The sequence below is a fragment of the Pseudomonas fluorescens genome (assembly GCF_902498195.1).
GTDB classification, from domain to species: Bacteria; Pseudomonadota; Gammaproteobacteria; order Pseudomonadales; family Pseudomonadaceae; genus Aquipseudomonas; species Aquipseudomonas fluorescens_BU.
The window spans coordinates 451918-468906 of sequence record NZ_CABVIY010000002.1 but is presented as its reverse complement, the minus strand read 5'-3'; the positions used below and the strand labels follow the sequence as shown (position 1 = coordinate 468906).

10 protein-coding genes are annotated in these 16989 nt (G+C 60.6%); 8 read left to right on the top strand and 2 right to left on the bottom strand.

The genetic code is table 11. The annotated features are described in order from the left end of the window. The first annotated feature begins 121 nt into the window (after nucleotides 1-121). The 6 genes from lon to cmoB all read left to right on the top strand — a co-directional run bounded on the left by lon (nucleotide 122) and on the right by cmoB (nucleotide 7237). The gene (lon, locus tag F8N66_RS07590; RefSeq protein WP_150769595.1) at nucleotides 122-2539 is read left to right on the top strand and encodes an endopeptidase La; all 2418 of its coding nucleotides are present in this window, start codon (nucleotides 122-124) and stop codon (nucleotides 2537-2539) included. A gap of 214 nt (nucleotides 2540-2753) precedes the next feature. After that, nucleotides 2754-3146, top strand: a complete 393-nt coding sequence (locus F8N66_RS07585) for a protease inhibitor I42 family protein (RefSeq protein ID WP_150769594.1) — start codon at nucleotides 2754-2756, stop codon at nucleotides 3144-3146. 2 nt (nucleotides 3147-3148) lie between these two features. Next, nucleotides 3149-3787, top strand: coding sequence for a lysoplasmalogenase (locus tag F8N66_RS07580; protein ID WP_150769593.1), 639 nt, complete (start codon nucleotides 3149-3151; stop codon nucleotides 3785-3787). A 135-nt stretch (nucleotides 3788-3922) separates the two neighbouring features. Further along, a complete protein-coding gene (locus tag F8N66_RS07575; RefSeq protein ID WP_150769592.1) occupies nucleotides 3923-5449 on the top strand; it encodes a M4 family metallopeptidase in 1527 nt (508 codons plus the stop codon). Between the two features lie 91 nt (nucleotides 5450-5540). Continuing rightward, complete coding sequence (cmoA, locus tag F8N66_RS07570) at nucleotides 5541-6284, top strand: carboxy-S-adenosyl-L-methionine synthase CmoA (RefSeq protein ID WP_150769591.1); 744 nt, start codon at nucleotides 5541-5543, stop codon at nucleotides 6282-6284. Next, nucleotides 6281-7237, top strand: a complete 957-nt coding sequence (gene cmoB / locus F8N66_RS07565) for a tRNA 5-methoxyuridine(34)/uridine 5-oxyacetic acid(34) synthase CmoB (RefSeq protein ID WP_150769590.1) — start codon at nucleotides 6281-6283, stop codon at nucleotides 7235-7237. Before cmoA ends, cmoB begins: the two co-directional genes overlap by 4 nt. A 133-nt stretch (nucleotides 7238-7370) precedes the next feature. On the opposite strand, the gene tadA is transcribed toward cmoB, so the two are convergent. Then, nucleotides 7371-7868, bottom strand: coding sequence for a tRNA adenosine(34) deaminase TadA (tadA, locus tag F8N66_RS07560; RefSeq protein WP_150769589.1), 498 nt, complete (start codon nucleotides 7866-7868; stop codon nucleotides 7371-7373). Next, nucleotides 7868-9244, bottom strand: coding sequence for a multicopper oxidase family protein (locus F8N66_RS07555; protein ID WP_150769588.1), 1377 nt, complete (start codon nucleotides 9242-9244; stop codon nucleotides 7868-7870). Before F8N66_RS07555 ends, tadA begins: the two co-directional genes overlap by 1 nt. Before the next feature lie 218 nt (nucleotides 9245-9462). On the opposite strand from F8N66_RS07555, the gene F8N66_RS07550 reads away from it, so the two are divergent. Both F8N66_RS07550 and F8N66_RS07545 read left to right on the top strand, forming a co-directional pair. After that, complete coding sequence (locus tag F8N66_RS07550; RefSeq protein ID WP_150769587.1) at nucleotides 9463-12561, top strand: membrane-targeted effector domain-containing toxin; 3099 nt, start codon at nucleotides 9463-9465, stop codon at nucleotides 12559-12561. Nucleotides 12562-12621: 60 nt separating this feature from the next. Next, the gene (locus tag F8N66_RS07545) at nucleotides 12622-16926 is read left to right on the top strand and encodes a membrane-targeted effector domain-containing toxin (RefSeq protein ID WP_191622933.1); all 4305 of its coding nucleotides are present in this window, start codon (nucleotides 12622-12624) and stop codon (nucleotides 16924-16926) included. The last annotated feature ends 63 nt before the right edge of the window (nucleotides 16927-16989 follow it).

Sequence of the window (16989 nt, the reverse complement as noted above, 5' to 3'; positions counted from 1 at the left end):
ATCCAGCTAACCTGAATCCCTGCTGAACACACCTTCGAATGATCCATTAACCCCAAGGCATCATTGAAACCACCGCCGACCTGCCCCATCTAAGACCCATACCCATTGCGCAGGTACCCCCATGAGCGACCAGCAGGAATTCCCCGAAGACCCGAGCGAATACGCCGACCCGGAAAACGCCCCGCACGCCTCCACCGGCAAAGGCCTGGCCCTGCCCGGCCAGAACCTGCCGGACAAGGTCTACATCATCCCGATCCACAACCGACCGTTCTTCCCGGCCCAGGTGCTGCCGGTCATCGTCAATGAAGAACCCTGGGCGGAAACCCTCGACCTGGTGAGCAAATCCGATCACCACTCCCTGGCCCTGTTCTATATGGACACGCCCCAGGAAGACCCCCGACATTTCGACACCTCGGCCCTGCCGCTCTACGGCACGCTGGTCAAGGTGCACCACGCCAGCCGCGAAAACGGCAAGTTGCAATTCGTGGCCCAGGGCCTGACCCGGGTACGCCTGAAAACCTGGCTCAAGCACCATCGCCCGCCCTATCTGGTGGAAGTCGAATACCCGCACCAGCCCACCGAGCCGACCGACGAGGTCAAGGCCTACGGCATGGCGCTGATCAATGCGATCAAGGAACTGCTGCCACTCAACCCGCTGTACAGCGAAGAGCTGAAGAATTACCTCAACCGCTTCAGCCCCAACGACCCCTCGCCGCTGACCGACTTCGCCGCGGCGCTGACTTCGGCCACCGGCAGCGAACTGCAAGAAGTGCTCGACTGCGTGCCGATGCTCAAGCGCATGGAAAAAGTCCTGCCGATGCTGCGCAAGGAAGTCGAAGTCGCGCGCCTGCAAAAAGAAATCTCCGCCGAAGTGAACCGCAAGATCGGCGAGCATCAGCGCGAGTTTTTCCTCAAGGAACAGCTCAAGGTCATCCAGCAGGAGCTGGGGCTGACAAAGGACGACCGCAGCGCCGACCTCGAACAGTTCGAGCAACGGCTGGTGGGCAAAGTCCTGCCGGCACAGGTGCAGAAACGCCTCGAAGAAGAAATGAACAAGCTGTCGATCCTCGAAACCGGCTCGCCGGAGTATGCGGTAACCCGTAATTACATCGACTGGGCGACCTCGGTGCCGTGGGGCGTGTACGGCGATGACAAGCTTGACCTCAAGCACGCGCGCAAGGTGCTGGACAATCACCACGCCGGCCTCGACGACATCAAGGACCGCATCCTCGAATTCCTCGCCGTCGGCGCCTACAAAGGCGAGATCAGCGGCTCCATCGTGCTGTTGGTCGGCCCGCCGGGCGTGGGCAAGACCAGCGTCGGCAAATCCATCGCCGAATCCCTGGGCCGGCCGTTCTACCGTTTCAGCCTCGGCGGCATGCGCGACGAAGCCGAGATCAAGGGCCATCGCCGCACGTACATCGGCGCGCAGCCGGGCAAGCTGGTGCAGGCGCTCAAAGACGTAGAGGTGATGAACCCGGTGATCATGCTCGACGAGATCGACAAGATGGGCCAGAGCTACCAGGGCGACCCGGCCTCGGCGCTGCTGGAAACCCTAGACCCGGAGCAGAACGTCGAATTCCTCGACCACTACCTTGATCTGCGCATGGACCTGTCGAAAGTGCTGTTCGTCTGCACCGCCAACACCCTGGACTCGATCCCAGGCCCGTTGCTCGACCGCATGGAAGTGATTCGCCTGTCGGGTTACATCACCGAAGAAAAAGTCGCCATCGCCAAGCGCCACCTGTGGCCCAAGCAGCTTGAAAAAGCCGGGGTGTCCAAAGGCAGCCTGAGCATCAGCGACAACGCGCTCAAGGCATTGATCGACGGCTACGCCCGTGAAGCCGGTGTTCGCCAGCTGGAAAAAAACCTCGGCAAACTGGTGCGCAAGGCGGTCATGAAACTGCTCGATGACCCGAAAGCGGTGATCAAGCTGGGCCCGAAAGACCTCGAGGCCTCCCTGGGTAAACCGGTGTTCCGCAACGAGCAAGTGCTGTCAGGGACCGGTGTGATCACCGGCCTGGCCTGGACCAGCATGGGCGGCGCGACCCTGCCGATCGAAGCGACCCGGATCCACACCTTGAACCGTGGCTTCAAGCTCACCGGGCAACTGGGGGATGTGATGAAGGAGTCGGCGGAAATCGCCTACAGCTACGTCAGCTCCAACCTGAAGTCGTTTGGCGGCGATCCGAAATTCTTCGACGAAGCCTTCGTGCACCTGCACGTCCCGGAAGGCGCCACGCCCAAAGACGGCCCGAGCGCCGGCGTGACCATGGCCAGCGCCCTGCTGTCGCTGGCGCGCAACCAGCCGCCGAAAAAAGGCGTGGCCATGACCGGTGAACTGACGTTGACCGGGCATGTACTGCCGATCGGCGGCGTGCGCGAGAAGGTCATTGCAGCGCGACGGCAGAAGATTTTCGAACTGATCTTGCCGGAGGCGAATCGGGGGAATTTCGAGGAATTGCCGGAGTATTTGAAGGAAGGGATTACGGTGCACTTCGCCAAGCGGTTTGCGGATGTGGCGAAGGTGTTGTTCTGACCGATTTGTAGTGCCTGCTCGATAGCTTTCGCGAGCAAGCCCGCTCCCACACTGGATCTGTGATGTTCACAAAAAATGTGTTCACCGCAGATCCAGTGTGGGAGCGGGCTTGCTCGCGAAGGCGTCGGTACCGACTCCGCCGCCCACGCTGTCACAATTTGTCTCATCTCGGTTATGCTCGCCGTTCGTCGTGTACGCCGGAGCCACTGACCCCATGTCCCCCACCCGCCTGTTTGTCCCCCTCGCCCTCGCGCTGCTGGCCGCGTGCGCCACGCCACCGAAGCACAACGTGACCGTGGAAAAACAAAGCGAATGCCCGGTGAAGCTCACCAGCGGGCAAAACCTGATCCTGACCCTGCCGAGCAACCCGACCACGGGCTATCGCTGGGCCATTCAGGATTCGGCCGGTGGCGTGTTGCGCGCCTTGGGGCCAGAGGTTTACCGCAACCCGGAAGATGCCGGTGTCGTGGGCGCAGCGGGTGTGTCGACCTGGCGCTTCCAAGCCTTCACCGCCGGTAGCGGGCGTCTGCGCCTGACCTCGCAACAGCCCTGGGCACCGGAAGTGCTGCCGGTCGATACCTTCGACTGCGCCATCTCGGTTAACTGACCGTGGGCTGGCTGATCCTGGCCCTGATGGGCGCGGTGACCTTTCTCTACGGCCTGAGCGTGCACGCCGCGCTGCTCTGCCTGCTGGTCAAGCCGCTGCCCGTCCTCGCCCTGCTCGGCTGGCTGCACGACGCGCCGCCCGGCGAGTATCGCCGCTGGATCAGCCTCGGACTGATCTTTTCCCTGCTCGGCGATGTGTTGCTGGCCTGGCCGGGGGATTTGTTCGTGTTCGGCCTGGGGGCGTTTCTGGTCGCGCACCTGGCGTATCTGAAAGCGTACTTGAGCGATTGCCGGCGGCTCGCGGTGCTGCCGCTGATCATCGCCCTGGGTGTCGGTGCGGTTCTGTTGGGGATTCTGATTGCCCATGGGCTGGGGCCGCTGTTGATCCCGGTGATCGTCTACGGCCTGGCCATCAGCGCCATGCTCTGGCGCGCACTGGCGCGGCTCGGCACCGATGTGCCCAAACGATCAGCGTTGCTGGCGGCAGCGGGTGCGGTGGCGTTTGTATTCTCGGACAGCGTGATTGGCATCAGCCGCTTTGTGGTGCCGTTCGAGGCCGCGCCCTATGTGATCATCCTCAGTTATTGGTTGGGGCAATGGGGGATTACTGCCTCGGCGTTCACCCCCGCGAACAGAAAATAAATACCTTACGCCCTTCACTTTCAAAGCGAACCTATCAGTTCTGTCAGGTGTAAAAAGTGCGATAGACGCCGAAACTTATGGCAACGGGATGCTCACCCATGAGCACCAAGATTAGCCAACAGTGAAGGAACGTTTATGCATTGCCACCTGATGGCCAGAATTCTTGGCGCGCTTTCCATCCTGTTGCCAACCTTGGCGCACGCCGCTTCCATTGAAGTAATTGACGACCAGGTAATTGCTTCCGGGGTTCACCGCGAACTCGAATTCAAACGCGGCGAACTGCAACTTGAAGCGAAAGGAGAAGCCATTGCGCTCGCCGGAAAACGATCGGTACAGCGAATGACTCAGACCTACCGAGGCGTGCCGATCTATGGCAATAGCGTTGCCTTTGAGCTCGATTTGCGGGGAAAGGTCATCCATGCCAGCGGCCGTTATCTGGCAAAGATTGAGCAGGACTTACAAAGTGTTGAACCTACGCTGAATCCAGATCAGGCAGTACAGGCATTGCGTGAGCAATGGCGCATAAAAAAAGGCGCAGTTTCCGAAGCGGTGACGCAAACAAGCACCAAACTTTTTGTCTATCAAGCACGCAATGAGACCAAGGCGCGACTGATTTATCGAGCGTCCTATAATCTACGTCCAAAAAATGAGATCCCGTCTGAGCCGACCGGCCTGATTGATGCCGCAACTGGGGAAGTACTCGAATCGTGGGATGGCGTTGCGTCACTGGAAACCCGAAGTGTGTATGGGCCGGGCGGCAATAAGTTGATCGGTGAATATTATTACGGTAACAAACGCCCCACCCTGCCCGCGACACAACGAGGGCAGTCCTGTTCATTCGATCATAATGGCATTCAGGTATTCCTTGGTTACAACTTGATAGACTCTAGCCCTTGGATTTTCCCTTGCCCGTATAGTGCTCAAAAACCGATCAATGACGGCTACTCACCGATCAACGACTTGTATTTTCACACGATCAATACCAGAGACTTGTACCTGGACATACTAGGCATTCCACCAGTAACCGGTGGGATGAAAGTAATCTTCGTACCCTACGGAGCTGACGTAGCGATTTGGTCAAATGCTGACCACGTTGGGTACTTCGCCGCTGGAGCGAATTTCTTTTATCCAGTCGTAAGCCAAGACGTTGTCGCCCATGAGTTCACTCATGGGTTCACCCTTCGAAGTTCAGGCCTGCCACCTCATAGTTTTCTCTTTGAGGCGATTGCGGACATGGCAGGTGAAGCGGCCAAATTCCGCAGGGACGGCAAGAGCGACTTTATCGTCTTGAGTGCCGCCACCAAGCCCGATGGTGACTACGGTTATCTAGGTGGACTGCGGCAAATGTGCCACCAGTCCACCGATGGACATTCCATCGAACATGCCTCGCAGTTTTACACGGGTATGGATTCGCACTACTCCAACGGTGTCTACAACAAGGCCTACTGCTTATTGTCCAAGACTCCTGGTTGGGATCAGCGCAAGGCTTTTCAGGTGTTTGCATTGGCCGACTACAGCTTCTGGAGTGAAGAGGAAAGCTTTGAAACCTCCGCTTGCGGCGCTATGGAAGCGGCAAGGGCATTACGCTATTCCGTTGCGGACTTGCAAGCAGCCCTGGAGGCGGTGGGCGTGCAGTGTGTACCGCGTGGGCAAGGTTCGTGAAGCGAACCTCTCCGACCGGCTGAATCCCGTCGCGGCGCCCCAGCACCTAGGCTAAAATGCCGGCCTTTTCACAGACACCGCCGGAACCGCCGTGAGCAAAGAACCCGATCGCCTTTTCGCCCAGCCATTGGCCCAGGTGCCTGACTTCGCCTTTAACGAGGATGTGGTACGGGTATTCCCGGACATGATCAAGCGCTCGGTGCCGGGGTATCCGACCATCGTGGAAAACCTCGGCGTGCTTGCCGCGCAGTTCGCCCAACCCAACAGCGTGCTCTACGACCTCGGGTCGTCCCTGGGCGCCGTGACTCAGGCGTTGCGCCGGCATGTGCGCACCGACGGTTGCCGCGTCATCGCTGTGGATAACTCCGCGGCCATGGTCGAGCGCTGCCGCGAGTACCTCAACGGTCAGGATTCGATGTTCCAGGAGTTGCTGCCGGTCGAAGTGATCGAAGGCGACATCCTTGCCCTGCAATTCCAGCCCGCCTCGGTGGTGGCGTTGAACTTCACCCTGCAATTCATCGCCCCGGACCAGCGCACCGCCTTGCTCTCGCGCATCCGCCAGTCACTGCTGCCCGGTGGCGCGTTGATCCTCTCGGAAAAGCTGCGTTTTGAAGATGAACAGGAACACACGCTGCTCACCGACCTGCACATCGCCTTCAAACGCGCCAACGGCTACAGCGAACTGGAAATCGCCCAGAAGCGCAGTGCCATCGAAAACGTCATGAAACCCGACAGCCTCCAAGAACACCGCGAACGCCTGCTGGCCGCCGGGTTCTCGAAAGTCGTGCCGTGGTTCCAGTGTCTTAACTTTGCCTCGTTGATTGCCTTGCCATGATTGATCTGTCCCCCCTCGCCCGCCGCCTGGCCGGTACACCGCTGGCCGAATGGGCCAGCACCCTGCAAGCGCAACTCGACAAGAAAATGGAAAAGGGTCATGGCGACCTGGAGCGCTGGCAAAGCGCGCTGGATGCCTTGCCGAACATCCAGCCCAGTGAAGTCGATCTGCTCGACGGTCTGAAGCTGGACACCGATTGCGATGACGCAACCCGCGCGCAAATGCGCACCGCGTTGATGGGCCTGTCGCCCTGGCGCAAGGGCCCGTTCGACCTGTTCGGCGTGCACGTCGACACCGAATGGCGCTCGGACTGGAAATGGTCGCGGGTCGCCCCGCACCTGGACCTGAAAGGTAAACGCATCCTCGATGTCGGCTGCGGCAACGGTTACTACATGTGGCGCATGCTCGGTGCCGGCGCCGACAGTGTGATTGGCGTCGACCCGAACTGGTTGTTCTTCTGCCAGTTCCAGGCGGTGCAGCGTTACCTGTCGCAACCCAATGCCTGGCACTTGCCGTTTCCGTTTGAAGACCTGCCGCCAAATCTGGAAGGCTTCGACACGGTGTTTTCCATGGGCGTGTTCTATCACCGCCGCTCGCCGATCGAGCATTTGCTGGCGCTGAAGGATTGCCTGGTCAAGGGCGGTGAACTGGTGCTCGAAACCCTGGTGGTCGAAGGCGACAAACATCAGGTGCTGGTGCCGGAGGATCGCTATGCGCAGATGCGCAACGTGTGGTTCCTGCCCTCAGTGCCGGCGCTTGAGCTGTGGCTGCGACGTGCCGGGTTCACTCACGTGCGTTGCGTGGACGTGAGCACCACTACGGTGGAAGAACAGCGTGGGACGGAGTGGATGAAGTATCAGTCGTTGAGCGATTTCCTCGATCCCGAGGATCACAGCAAGACTATCGAAGGGCTGCCGGCGCCGATGCGGGCTGTGATCGTGGCTCGTAAGTAAAACCCCGATATCCAAATCACTGGAGATCCACTGTAGGAGCGAGCCTGCTCGCGATAGCGGTTTCAAACTCAACGATGATGTTGGCTGACACACCGCTATCGCGAGCAGGCTCGCTCCTACATTGGTTCGGTGTTTAGTCTGCTGGTTTTGCTCGCCGGGCCTTGAAGAACTCACTCAAGACCGCCCCGCATTCTTCCGCCAACACCCCGCCTTCATACAAAACCCGGTGATTCAAAAAGCCCTGGGTAAAAAACTGCCCCTGGCTCTGCACAATCCCCGCCTTCGGCTCCAGCGCGCCGTACACCACCCGCGCCACCCGTGAATGCACGATCAGCCCGGCGCACATGCTGCACGGCTCCAGCGTGACATACAGCGTGCTGCCGGGCAGGCGATAGTTGCTCACCGCCTGCGCCGCATCACGGATCGCGACCATTTCGGCGTGGGCGCTCGGGTCGTTGCCGCTGATCGGGCAATTGAAGCCACGGCCGATGATTTCACCGTCCTGCACCAGCACCGCGCCCACCGGCACTTCGCCAAGAGCGGCGCCTTGCGCGGCGAGTGCCAGGGCTTCGCGCATGAAGTCGCGGTCACGGCTGCGGTCGATGATCGCGGCGGGTCGTATCTGACGCATCACGCCACCTCGATGGCGGCCATCAGGCCGGTTTCCATGTGGTCGATCACGTGGCAGTGGAACATCCACACGCCGGGGTTATCCGCCACCAGCGCCACTTGCGCGCGCTCGTTCTTGCCCAGCAGATAGGTGTCGGTGAAATACGGGATGACCTTGTGCCGGTTCGAGGCGATGACCTTGAAGCTCATGCCGTGCAAGTGAATCGGATGCTGGTATTGAGTCATGTTCTTCAATTCGAAAATGTAGCTCTTGCCCTTCACAAGCTTGGCAATCGGGCGGTCGGCGCAGGTCTTGTCGGTGATGTCCCAGGCCTTGCCGTTGATCTGCCACAGGCTGGGTGGCTTGCCGTTCTCGACGTTGACCGAGACCGAGCCGACCCATTCGAAATTGAAGTTGAGTTTCTCGGCATTGGCCAGGTCCGGCTCGGCCACCGGGTTGGCGGGCAGCGCGGGTGGCCATTGTGTCGGCGCGTCGGTATTGGCCACCGAACGCAACGTGCCCAGGCGGACAGGCCCGTTGCGCAGGGACAGTTCTTGCCCCGCCGGCGGGGCCTTGATCGCCAGGCAAATGCGCATGCCCGGGCCGAGCCAGTACTCCTTGCCCATGGGCCGGGGCTCGACAGGATTGCCGTCCAGCGCGTAAATCTGCGCTTCGACGCCGGGAATGTTCAGGCGATAGGTCAGGGTGTTATCAAGGTTGAGCAGGCGCACCCGGGTGATCTGCCCGGCCGGCAAGTCGATGACCGCCTGCGCCACGCCATTGATCGTCGCCAGGCGCCCCGCCGTGCCGCCACGGGCCGCTTCGCGGGGAATGCTGAACTCGACGAAATTTCCCACCTCGTCGACATGCCAACTCTTGAGGCTCAAGGTTTTCTCGTACTGGAACCCGGTCGGCTCGCGCTCTTCGACAATCAGCGGGCCCACCAGGCCTCGGCCAAGCTCTTCGCTGCTGTTCACGTGCGGGTGATACCAGTAGCTGCCGGCATCCGGCACACGGAACTTGTAGTCGAAGTATTCGCCCGGCAGCACCGGCAATTGCGACACGTAGGGTACGCCGTCCATTTCCAGCGGCAGGCGAATGCCGTGCCAGTGAATGGTGGTCGCCACCGGCAGGTGGTTGATGAACCGCACCCGCAGCCATTCGCCCTGACGCACGCGCAACTCGGTACCCGGTGCCGACGGGCCGAACGCCCAGGCCTGGGTCTTGTGCCCGGCCACCAGTTCGACATCGAGCGGCGCGGCGATCAGTTCATAGTCATGGCCCGCGTCGGCGTCGGCCATCTTGCCCAGCCAGTAACGCGACGCGCCCCCCGCTCCCACGCCAACGACAACAAGACCGGCCAGGCCACCGAGGATTTGGCGACGGGTAAAGGACATGAACTCAACTACCTCACGTATCAGCGACAGGCCCGCAGGCCCGTAAAGGGCGAATACGATACACCTGCGCTTGAGAAACAGTAAGGGTGGCGCGGCGACTGGACGCAGTCAGCGCTGTCGCTACATCACCGCCGATCACGTCAGGTTGTACATAGGTAATGCACGTTGCGCGAAGCAATCGGGAATCCTCAAACGCCCTTTTTCAAGGAATGAGCCCCATGCACCCTATCGAAACACGCCCTCTGCCCAATGCAGCTGACAAGGCCGCCCTCAAGGCCATCGCCGTCAAGGTGGTCACCGCTTGCCCCAGCTTGCAGGACACCGCCCACGAGGTGGCCAGTCAACTGCTTGGCAAGTTCGGCGTCGTCGGCCACGACCCCGACGAGGTCTGGTTCCACCGTTTCAGGAACGCCATCAGCAGTCCGACCGCCTTTACCGGCTGGGAACACTGTTGCGCAAAACCCACTGAGTCCATGACCTTGACGCAGCTGGTGATCCATCGGTTCCGCGTCCATGATCAGGACAACGCTGATCTGCTGGACTCCGATGCAGGCTTCTATACGGCGGGGCCGGAGACCGAGGATTTCAATGAGACCAATGAAGTGCGCCTGCATGGCGATGAGGTGCTCAGGGAATTCTGGAACATCAATTTCAGCGACGTCTACCGCAACAAGCTGGAAGCGTTCTGGAATGACTACGCCCAGGACTTCCGAACCCTGGCCAAGTGCAATTTCCTCAGCAAGGCCGTTGAAGCACGCGATAGCGGCTTTTTGACTGACGATGACTTTCACACCGTGGTCAGCGCGGTCATCGGCCCGCTGAGCTGGCCCGTCAGCCTGCACCTGCTGCAATCCGAACACCCGACGGGCACCGGGCTGCGTGTCGGCGCGCTGGATATCGACGGGCATGTGGCGACCAACATCCTGCGAATCATTGATCCAGAGGGCCGGCAAATCGTTTATTCGCCGGGCGAAAACGCGCCGTTTCATGTGTTGCAAACCCCTGCCGACCTGCATTGGTGGGCCTTGATGCAAATGAACAAAAAAGCCCCGCGCCAACAGTTCCTCAGCCATTTCCCGCTGGCCGACCGTCATGACATCGAAACGAACATCACCGACCTGATGAACCGACTTGTCGGCACCTGGGGCCATTCCGATCACCACCTGATCAATCTGAACGATCAAAGCGTGACCAACGATGCCTTCAGCTGGATGCGCGACTCGACCCGGGCGGCGATGTCGGCCGAGGCCGATCTGTCCTTGACCTCCAATGGCGATCTCCGAAAAAAACTGTGGATCGGTTACCTCACCGCCGGTTTGAAGGTGTTCGGGCCGATGGCGGCCGTCGGCTGGCCCGTGGCGCTGGTGGTGATTGGCGCCAGCCTCGCCAGCATGGGACTGAACATCGACCAGGCCGTCACCGGCAAGACCGCGGCGGAGCGCAAGCAAGGCGTCATCGGCGCGATCCTCAACGGCATTGATACCCTGTTCAACCTGCCCTTTTTGAAAGGCACCGGGTCGCTGGCGGAAGTCGGAACGCAGGCCGAAGCGGCCGAGACCGTTGAAGTGGCCGGGCAAACGGAGGGCACCGCCCGCGAGGTCCCCCCCGAAGAAACAAACTGGAGGGTGCCCGCGCTGGAACAAGTGCCGCCGACAACCTCGGAAACCGTGCTAACAGCCGAGATCCCGCAGCGGTTTCAAACCAACGAGCTGCTGGACGCCTACACACCTGTCGCTGAACCGGGCAAGTTTGAAGGGATCTACCGGCTGGACTCGGATCCGCCCTACGCCATCCTGATGAACGACACGGCGTATTACGTGCGCTACTTCGCCGACTCGCAAGGCGAGGGTTTTTGGGCGATCGTCGACCCGGAACGCCCCAACCAGCTGATCCACTCACAGCCGGTGCGATTGAATGCCGAAGGCAACTGGGAGCGCATGACCCCATTGGGCCTTAAAGGTGGAGGCCAGTGCATGGGCAAAGCCTGCACGGTCGAGCTGGAAATGGACGTACGCGAACCCGCGCCTGTTGAATTAGAGCAGCCTGAGCCGCAAGCGGGCACATCGCACACCTTGCCGGTCGCCGAGCCGCAACCCTCGTCATCGACCCGCTTGAACCTGGTGAAAACCCCCTATGACGTGGCCTTGGCGCGTCGGGCAGAACTGAGCAGATGGGCCCTGCAACTGCGTGAAACCCACATTCAAGTGCAGATTGGAGCGGATGGCGGTCTGGTCGCACCGGATCGCTATGCCCTGTACTTCGCCGATAAAGCCAGGACGCTGCTGACCACCGCCCTGCGTTTTTACCGAAACCTGCCGTGGAGCAACCTGCCACAACGCCCGGCGATACCCGTGGTTAACGCGTCAACCTCCCTCCCCGAGCTCCTTGCCCAGGTGTTCCAGAATGCACCGGGGCTGGTCGTCAGCGAAACCCTGGGGCGCATCACCAGCATGCGCTTCATGATCGAGAACCTGGCAGACATGGCCCGACACGGGGTCAAGACCCTGTATGTGCGACGCCTGCTCAGCGACTTTGCCCAGACCGACCTGAATGCCTACTTCAAGACCGGCGACATGCCCAAAGACCTCGAACAGTACCTGACCCGCCTCGGGAGCGATCCCTCGGGGCAATTCAATGAACTGGCCCTGGTAAAAGCCGCCCGGCAAAACGGTATTCGCGTGCAGGCCACCGACTGTGCGGCGACCTACAGAAAAACAGTGTCCTTCACGCGCTTTGAAGAACAGGTGAGTACAAACCACCTGACCTCCGAAATCATGACGATGGATAAAGCGATCAACACGGTCGACAAGTGGGTCGTGTTGACCGGTGTCGAAAACACCAACACCTTCAGGGCACTGGCAGGCATCAGCGAACTGGAAGGCGGCATCGGCTTGCGCATTGAAGAGGTCGATCCTGGCCAGGGCGAACGCATTTCGGTAGACCCCGGCATCGACATCGAAAGGGGGCCTTCCGCGCAGAATGAGATGGCACGCGGGAAAGTCGAAACCCTTCACGCCGACCTGCTGCTGGAAATGGAAGCGCCACGGGTCAGCCGCAACGAGCAGCAGATCGGCAGGCTATTGACCCGTCCGGGCATGTATTGCATCGAGCAATCAGAGGGCGTCTACACCCTGCTTCACCGCAGCCAGACCGATCAGATTGTGCGAACACCGATCCAGACCCTGGCCGACGGGCGCTACTCCATCGATCGTCCGTCCTGGGGACCGGTCAACGGCGTTCCGTACGACACCCTCCAGCAACTGTCGCGCAAACTGAATCACATGGGCCTGAGCCTGCAAAGTCGCCTGCCGGCCTGACCGGCTCCGCCTGTACCCGAAATGTTTACGATGACACTCAACCACGCTCAAGGAACGACTGTGGACACATCACAAAGCACTGCACTGCCCAATGACGCCGACAGACTGGCGCTCAAGGGCCTGGTTCCCGCACTGATCCAGGCCTGTCCCGACCTGTACGAAATGGCCTGCTCGGTCGCCAGGGATATTCTGCTCAAACATGGCGTCACCCACCTGGAACCCGAACAGGTTTACTGGCACCGTTTCAGGAACGCCATCAGCAGTTCGCAGACCTTCACCGGCTGGGAACACTGTTGCGCAAAACCCCTGGAGTCCATGACTTTGCCGCAACTGGTGATCCAGCGGTTCCGCGTCGGCGACCAGGACAACGCCGATATGCTGGATGTCGATGGCGGCTTCTACACGGCGGGGCCGGAGGCCGAAGACTTCAACCAAACCAACGAAGTGCGAATGCATGGCAACGAGGTGCTGAAGGATTTCTGGGCGATCAACTTTGCCGATCTCTTCGATCAAAAGGTCGCTTCGTTCTGGAACAAGCACAGCAAGTCATTCCGCACCCTGGCCAAGTGCACCTTTCTGGCCAAAGCCATGGAAGACCGCGAGGGCGGCCGGTTGTCGGATGATAATTTCCGCACCGTGATCAAGGCCGTCGCCGGCAATGTGAGCTGGCCGGTCACGTTGCAGATGCTGGAAGAGGAGGCCTCGCCTGCCGACGGGATGCAGATCAGCCTGCTGAAAGTCGGTGACTTCGTGGCTACCGACATCCTGTGCATCAACGACGGCCACGGCCAGTTGATGCTCTACTCACCCGGTGAAACCTGGGGCCTGCATGCCTTCAAGACTTACCGCGACCTGCATTGGTGGGTGTTGTCGCAGACCCGCAAACCGGCTGACCGCAAGCGCTTCCTGGCGCACTTCCAGGTCGCCGACCACGACATCATGGAGGACACCTCGTGGCGCGCGGTGGCGAAACGAAAATGGCTCTGGGCTTTCGGTCCCGTGGTGGGGCTGGCCTCGACGTTGTGGCGCGCACCGCATATCGAAAATGTCGGGCTCAACCACGTCCTGGACCTGTTGGTCAGCACCTGGGACAGCGCCGATCACAGCCTGATCGAACACACCGGCGACGTGCTGAACGAGGACGCCTTCACCTTCCTGGCCAGCGCCACGCATATGCGCATGATCAGCGACGGCACGTTCATGATGCACACCAATGGCGACCTGCGTAAAAAGCTGTGGCTCGGTTATCTCAATGCCTTCGGGCGTATGTTCGGCCCCATGGCCGCGGTCGGCTGGCCGGTGGCGCTGGCGGTGGTCGGCGCCGGCATCGCCACCGTCGGCTTGCAGATCGATCAGGCGATCAATGGCAAGACCCCCGGCGCGCGCAAGGCGGCGGTGACGGGCGCTATTTTCGCGACCATCGATACCTTGTTCAACGCCACCTTTATCAAGGGCAGTGGCCGTCTGCCGGAAATTGCCGAAGCCAACGCCTTTTTCACGCCGGAAGAAAAACTGGCCGAAGCGGCGATCGCCCGCTCGCCGCTGCCCGCCCTCGAAGAGATCGCGCCGACACGGGTCCTGCCCACGGAGCCGGAGGATTTTCTCGCGTCCTTCAAGACCCGGATCACCGAGGCCACCCGCATCGAAGCCAGTGACCCCAGGTTTCAGGAAATCATCCAGACCGCCTCGGGCAAGCACTACATTTACATGCGTCGCGCCGGCAGTGACGGCTTTTACCAGGTGCGCTATGTCGAGCAATTGCGCGGCTGGGTGATTGTCGATCCGGGCAATCCCTTTTCGTTTTACCGCAATGTCCCAGTGCGCCTGAACGAAGCCCTGAAATGGGAGCCCGGCGCCCGCACCGGCCTCAAGGGCGGGATGAAGATTTTTGGCAAATGGCCCTGGGGACATACAGCCGATCCCCTGCCCGAGGTGGAATTGCAACCGCTGGCGTATGACGTGCCGCCGGCACAAAGAGGGGCACTGCAACCGGTGGCTGAAGCAGAGGTGGATGAATTTCCGCTGGACCCGCAGGACAACAGCGATCGTTTCTACCAAGACTTCAAGACAATGCGTCGCACGCTGTACGACGATGCCATCAACTTCTATGTCGCCCCTGAGTTACCACCGCGTCCGCTCGTGCCGGCCTTCAAACCCAATACGTCATTTGCTGAAATGACCAAGCGCCTGTTCAAGGAGAACCCCGGCCTGGTGATCGGCCAAGACAGTTCCGGTACCGGCACCAGACAGCTGCTGATCGACAATCTGAAGGCGCTGAACAAACAAAAAATCAGAACCCTCTACCTGGATCACCTGCTCACGGATTTCCATCAAGCGGACCTGAATGTTTTCCACAACACCGGCAAGATGCCGCCCGCACTCGAGGGTTATCTGAAGGGCCTGGACATTCGGTTCAAGACCGACCCGGCCGGCCCTCACGCCTACACCGAGCTGGTGAAAACCGCGCAACTAAACCACGTCCGCGTTCAAGCCATCGACAGCATGGCCAGCCGTCGCTTCCCGCAGATGGAGGGGACATCCGACGCCAGCAGCCGGAAAATGATGAATTACTATTCGGACACGACCCTGCGCAACGATCAGGCCGCACGGGGCGCCCATCGTTGGGTGGCGCTGGTGAATGAGGAGCGCGCCAGTCGCTTCGAGCAGGTTGCCGGTGTCAGCGAACTGCAAGGTGTCGTGGCGTTGCGTGTCGAGGAAGGTGCGGTCGGGCAGGCCCAGGGACTGACCGCTGACCCAGGGAAAAAGGTCAAGGACATACTGGGACGGACCATTGATGAACTGAAAAGCGATTTGCGCCTGCATCTGGGCGCACCGCCTGCCACGGTGACAGCCCGCACCCTGGAGGAGGCGCTGCCCAAGCCAGGCATGTTCCTGCTTCAGGAACCGTCCACGCTGATCCACCGCAGTGGCGATGGCAGCCTGGTTCACACGCCCATCCAGCAGGACGCGACAGGTTTGTTTGTCATCCGCCCGAGATGGTCAATGATCAGCGGTCGTCACTTCGACAGTGTGCACGAACTGGCCGCGGCCCTTGAAGATGAGGGGCTGACACACCGGCAGGTGCGCATTGATCCATTGGCCACGCCCGGCGCCTTGCCGGACATTGAGCCACCTGCTCCCGGGCCTTCGGCAGCCCAACCTCCCGATCTGGTGATCACCGACCCGCCGCGTATCACCTCGCCCTATGAAATCCCGAGCGAAGCGCGGGCCGATCTGAAAAGCGCTGCACTTGGCTACCAGGACAGCCTGTTGGACGACGCCGTCGTGGCGGCGAACGGTAATACCTCCTACAACACGTTCAAGACATTGCGAAAACAACTGCACGGCGCGGCCACAGGCTTTTATGCCGAACTGCGCCTCCCGGCGCGTCCACCGATAACGCCCCCGGAGCCCGCATTGCCGGCGCCAGCGTTCATCGAGCGATTGTTCGAGGCATTCCGCGGGCTGGTGATCGGCGAAAGCCATGCCGAAGCCGCCAGCAAGCAATGGCTCATCGACAACATGCAAGCGCTGGCCAACAAGGGCGTGAAAACGCTCTACGCCGAACATCTGCTGACGGACTTCCACCAGGCCGCGCTGGACAACTTCGCCAGGACGTCGGTGATGCCCCGGGATCTGGAGCTGTACCTGACCCAACTCGACGGCGGGCACCTGACCGATCCGATGCAACGCTATACCTTTCTCAACCTGGTCAAGGCGGCCAACCGCAACGGCATACGGGTTCAGGCCATCGACTGCCTGGCCAGTTATCGACTGGCCGGAATGAAAGCCGCCTACCCGCTGGCACGCCAGAAAATGATGAATTTCTTCGCCCACACGGTGATCGAGGCCGACCAGGCGGCACGCGAGCCGCATAACTGGGTGGCACTGGTGGGCAATACCCACTCGAACACCTTTGAAGGCGTTGCCGGTGTCAGTGAACTGGAGGGCGCCGTCGGCCTGCGCGCCGAGGATGTGGCCGAAGGTGCGTCCGGGGGTATCGAACCTGATCCGGGCAGGCGCCTTCCCGGAGAAATGGCCAAGAAAGAGCAGCTGGTCAAAGGCGACCTGCGCCTGCAAGTTGAAACGCCCTGGTACGCCCAAACGACCCCGGAAATTGAAAAGCTGCTGTCCCGACCGGGACGCTACACCTTGAAAAAGGAACCCGGCGGTACTTTCCTGGTACATCGCGGCCGTGACAACGCGCTCGCGTACACGCTGATCCACGCGGAGTCCGGACGCGTCTACATTGAGCGCCCCTCCTGGCCTTCCCTCCATGAAAAACGCTTCGACAGCGTCGAAGCACTGCTCAAGGCGCTGGACAATCTCAACCTGAAACTGGCCGGCTGGTCCAAACCGCTGTAAGCCCTCCCGGAAGCAAAAAAGCCCCGTGAAACATTGTTTCACGGGGCTTTTTGTAGAGCCTGC

What these genes read in the sequence shown, in the direction of transcription:
- lon (WP_150769595.1), top strand. Translation starts at nt 122, where the DNA reads ATGAGCGACCAGCAGGAATTCCCCGAAGACCCGAGCGAATACGCCGAC.
- F8N66_RS07585 (WP_150769594.1), top strand. Translation starts at nt 2,754, where the DNA reads ATGTCCCCCACCCGCCTGTTTGTCCCCCTCGCCCTCGCGCTGCTGGCC.
- F8N66_RS07575 (WP_150769592.1), top strand. Translation starts at nt 3,923, where the DNA reads ATGCATTGCCACCTGATGGCCAGAATTCTTGGCGCGCTTTCCATCCTG.
- cmoB (WP_150769590.1), top strand. Translation starts at nt 6,281, where the DNA reads ATGATTGATCTGTCCCCCCTCGCCCGCCGCCTGGCCGGTACACCGCTG.
- tadA (WP_150769589.1), bottom strand. Translation starts at nt 7,868, where the DNA reads ATGCGTCAGATACGACCCGCCGCGATCATCGACCGCAGCCGTGACCGC.
- F8N66_RS07555 (WP_150769588.1), bottom strand. Translation starts at nt 9,244, where the DNA reads ATGTCCTTTACCCGTCGCCAAATCCTCGGTGGCCTGGCCGGTCTTGTT.
- F8N66_RS07550 (WP_150769587.1), top strand. Translation starts at nt 9,463, where the DNA reads ATGCACCCTATCGAAACACGCCCTCTGCCCAATGCAGCTGACAAGGCC.